Source organism: Oleiphilus sp. HI0128 (assembly GCF_001635365.1).
On record NZ_LWGG01000002.1, the window covers coordinates 1 to 2,646 of the forward strand.

The 2,646-nt window shown below is 41.0% G+C and carries 4 protein-coding genes; 2 read left to right on the forward strand and 2 right to left on the reverse strand.

The genetic code is table 11. The annotated features are described in order from the left end of the window. Window positions 1-74 precede the first annotated feature (74 nt). Both A3763_RS00070 and A3763_RS00075 read left to right on the forward strand, forming a co-directional pair. A complete protein-coding gene (locus tag A3763_RS00070; RefSeq protein WP_068634060.1) occupies window positions 75-305 on the forward strand; it encodes a hypothetical protein in 231 nt (76 codons plus the stop codon). A gap of 142 nt (window positions 306-447) precedes the next feature. Then, a complete protein-coding gene (locus A3763_RS00075) occupies window positions 448-1,071 on the forward strand; it encodes an alpha-ketoglutarate-dependent dioxygenase AlkB (RefSeq protein ID WP_068510570.1) in 624 nt (207 codons plus the stop codon). An 11-nt stretch (window positions 1,072-1,082) separates the two neighbouring features. Here A3763_RS00075 and A3763_RS00080 read toward each other — a convergent pair whose 3' ends face one another. Both A3763_RS00080 and A3763_RS00085 read right to left on the reverse strand, forming a co-directional pair. Further along, window positions 1,083-1,934, reverse strand: coding sequence for a 6-carboxytetrahydropterin synthase (locus A3763_RS00080; RefSeq protein WP_068510568.1), 852 nt, complete (start codon window positions 1,932-1,934; stop codon window positions 1,083-1,085). 188 nt (window positions 1,935-2,122) lie between these two features. After that, window positions 2,123-2,506 carry a hypothetical protein gene (locus A3763_RS00085; protein ID WP_068759793.1) on the reverse strand — a complete coding sequence of 128 codons (384 nt, stop codon included), beginning with the start codon at window positions 2,504-2,506 and terminating at the stop codon, window positions 2,123-2,125. Window positions 2,507-2,646 lie beyond the last annotated feature (140 nt).

The following is a 2,646-nucleotide window of genomic DNA, read 5'->3' on the forward strand; positions in this document are numbered from 1 at the left end:
AAAAATGTACTTCAAAGAGAAGTACAAATACAAAAAATTGATTAATTAGCAGATTAAATTGACGGGTGATAAATATGTTCGCAACTAACAACGAAGTACAAATGGTGGAAAAGACTGAAACATCAAATGTTGTAAATATCCGTAGCGCACGTAAAGCACAAGAAAAAGCACAGCAAGAGTTATTAGATTATATGATGTGGACAATGAAGCACGATATGGATCCACACCGGTTGCATTATGACCCAATCGAAGTGTTTCGTGAGGAAATGAAAGCAAAAATGAAATCAGCGCAAGACGTAGCCTAAGCTGCTAGCTGTAGTTACGGAGTATAAATAGAAGCGCAGTCAACGCGACAATATAATAAACTGATTTGGCCTGAGTTGGTTTATCTATAAAAGGGAAGCATAGAGCTTCCCTTTTTTTGTGTCTTAGCTTCATAATATATCGATGACAGAAGATCTATTTGAAACTAGTGCTCACGCTTACCCAGAAGCAATTGATATTGGCTTAGATGGTGGGGCCTTAAGTTATTACCGTCACTTTTATTCTCGCAGTGAAGCTGACAGCTTATTTAAGTCTTTGCTTTGCGATATCGAATGGCAGCAAGAGTATATTCAAATGTATGGTGTCGAGCGCCCAATACCGCGGCTCAGTGCATGGTATGGTGATCCTAACATCTCTTACAGCTATTCTGGGATCGCTGCAAAGCCGAAAAACTGGACGCCCTTATTGCAAAATATAAAGATCTTGGTAGAGCAGCGTACGGGTGAAATATTCAATGGTGTCTTGGTCAACCGCTACCGTAATGGTCAAGACAGCGTATCCTGGCATAGTGATGACGAATCAAGCTTAGGCCCTGACCCGATTATCGCTTCACTTAGCTTTGGTCAAAGTCGCTACTTCCAGCTAAAACACAAAAGGAAAGAGGGAGAAAAATATCAGCTGGAGCTTGAGCACGGTTCTTTATTGCTAATGAAATCCGGCGTGCAAAAGAATTGGTTACACCAGGCGCCAAAAACTCGACGCGAGGTTGCAGAGCGAATTAATCTAACTTTCCGACGAATTATGTAAGGGGCGTGTCTTTATTTGGAAACAGCAATAGAGCCTTTTCCGACGCCTTCGTAGGCATTGACGCGATAATGGTTGGCGGGCTTCATTTCTTTACAGCGTAGGGCGACATGTTGAGCAATTAACTCAACAGTTGAGTCGCTATCAATTAAGTAGACACGTTTGGCAGGGAGCGTAACACTAAACTTACCTTGTTGTGCTCTATAGGCAAACGTTACGTGCGCTTTACCGTCAATATCAAACTCCTCGACAATATCTTCTTGCGTACCTATATAAATATTTCGGAAGCAAGCCGCCCAATAGTCTTCTAAGTCGAAATTTCGTTGGTGGTTTTCAAATATCTCAATTTTTGAACGGTGACCGTGAACGATTCTCTGGCAGTTGCCGTCATGTTTTTTGAGGCCGTGGCTATAGTGGTAATAAGCACCGTCAATGTGCTCCTCACTAAGAGAAAGTTCGACCTTACTGACATTGTCAGGAAGGGCATTAAGAATTATTGTTTCGAGATAAGCTGCAACGGTTTTAGTATTGATGGTTTTTACATCAAGTACTAGCACCGCTGATTCCGGGGATATGTGTTGATAAGACCCCATGACGTTTTTCCAATTTAGCTCACACACACCTTTATCTTGTTTTACTTCAAGGTTTTTGGCTTGTGCTGATATCACAAAGCGGTGATCGAGTTCTTCATCGATTATTTGCTTAATCTGCTTTTTTACATGACCGAAGTCAAAGACCATTCCCTGATCATCCAGCTCACCACTAAGCACTATGTCCACGATCCAGCTTTCACCGAGTATCCCGCGTTGAAAGTCATAGTAAGAGAAATCGATAACACTGAGGTTGTTAACAAACAGCTGGTTCATAAGTTTTCCTGAATGAAAGCAGGGGAGTCCCGACCTATCGCGTAATGATATCAAAGGATAGGTAGGGATTCCCCGACATTTTACAGTTTTTTTCCTTTTCTTGGTTTTTTGTAACATATTGAATACTTAACTTGTTAAATCAGGTATTTAGATTAGCCGTAATAGACACTAGTTAACTAAAGTTCCTATTAATATCGGTTTTCATGGCAGAATTTTCCGTATCCATCAAGCTTATCGCCACCATGCGGCTTTTGTGTATCAGTTTTCACTTGCTCTAGTTCATCACTGAGCACCTCTTCATTTGATAAACTCTGCTCAACCTCCTTCAGAGCGCCAATAGCATTGTTTGCAACCTGTGCAGCAAACCATTCACTATTTGCTTCTAGAAGATTAATGGCTAAAGAAAAATCCGCTCGCAGCCAATCCTCAGCATCCTCTAGTTTCTTATATAACTGAGCTGAGGTAGCGTGAATCGCTTTTCCAATGCCGTCATTAAACGACACGGCAACCTGCTGGGCTAACGCCTGCAGCAACTGGGTCTTAAGCTTGATGGATACGGAAAATTCTGCCATGAAAACCGATATTAATAGGAACTTTAGTTAACTAGTGTCTATTACGGCTAATCTAAATACCTGATTTAACAAGTTAAGTATTCAATATGTTACAAAAAACCAAGAAAAGGAAAAAAACTGTAAAATGTCGGGGAATCCCT

What these genes read in the sequence shown, in the direction of transcription:
- A3763_RS00070 (WP_068634060.1), top strand. Translation starts at nt 75, where the DNA reads ATGTTCGCAACTAACAACGAAGTACAAATGGTGGAAAAGACTGAAACA.
- A3763_RS00075 (WP_068510570.1), top strand. Translation starts at nt 448, where the DNA reads ATGACAGAAGATCTATTTGAAACTAGTGCTCACGCTTACCCAGAAGCA.
- A3763_RS00080 (WP_068510568.1), bottom strand. Translation starts at nt 1,934, where the DNA reads ATGAACCAGCTGTTTGTTAACAACCTCAGTGTTATCGATTTCTCTTAC.
- A3763_RS00085 (WP_068759793.1), bottom strand. Translation starts at nt 2,506, where the DNA reads ATGGCAGAATTTTCCGTATCCATCAAGCTTAAGACCCAGTTGCTGCAG.